Origin of the sequence: Aeromonas sp. HMWF015 (assembly GCF_963878965.1) — a bacterium.
Lineage (GTDB): Bacteria > Pseudomonadota > Gammaproteobacteria > Enterobacterales > Aeromonadaceae > Aeromonas > Aeromonas veronii.
Window position 1 is genome coordinate 373 of record NZ_CAWNZT010000319.1, and the last position, 800, is coordinate 1,172.

Consider the following 800-nt stretch of genomic DNA (forward strand, 5'->3'; position numbering starts at 1 on the left):
TTGACAAATGGCAGAGATTTTACTCTCTCATTAACCAATTCAAGTTGAGAAGTAGTAAATGAATATAATTGTGCATAAGACTTTATCGCTTCCTCAAGGTAATCACCAGAAGCAGATGAGAAAGGGGTAATGATGTAGATCCGATCAAATTGATGAAGCAATTGATAGTTAAATATATATTCCAAAAGAAATATGAAATGCTCTTCTGTATTAATGTCTTCTTGCCAATAAATGTTCAGAATGTGTTTAGTTATGCGTTCCCCATCTTCGGTATCCGCACGTAGAAAATTATGTTCATAAGAATAAAAAAGCATTCCAGATGTAATCATCTCTAGTGAGGCAGGAAGATTTTTATCTCTAGCTACAAATTTATTGTGTTTATCTGGATAAAAGAATGAGCATAATGTGTAGTCTGGTATTTTTTGCCATAGTAATTCTTTCTGTTGAGTCGCACGGCCATCAATATTTCTACGCGCTTCTATATTCTCGGTGACATCAAGTAAAAACCTAATAAGCCGAGGTGAAAAGATAGCTATTAACGATGTATCAGGTAAGGGAAATCTAGCTTTTTCTACGTTAGGAATTCTCTCAAACAGCTCAGAGTCATATTCATTATCATGATTATAAATGAACAACATTCCATGGACATTGAAGTTACTAGATTTATTCTTCAAATACATTTTCTGCCATTCATTACTTAACTTAGCACATTCAACTTGCTGCCCAAGACTTTCCACAGCCTCTAATATACCTTTGCTATGTTTTTTCTCTATTGTAACTTTAGAATAAGACTTCAGGTC

The 800-nt window shown here is 33.9% G+C and carries 1 protein-coding gene; it reads right to left on the reverse strand.

Going from position 1 to position 800, the window contains the following annotated elements; genetic code table 11:
* On the reverse strand, positions 1-800 hold an 800-nt coding region (locus AACS18_RS23565; protein ID WP_219927980.1), incomplete at both ends, for a hypothetical protein.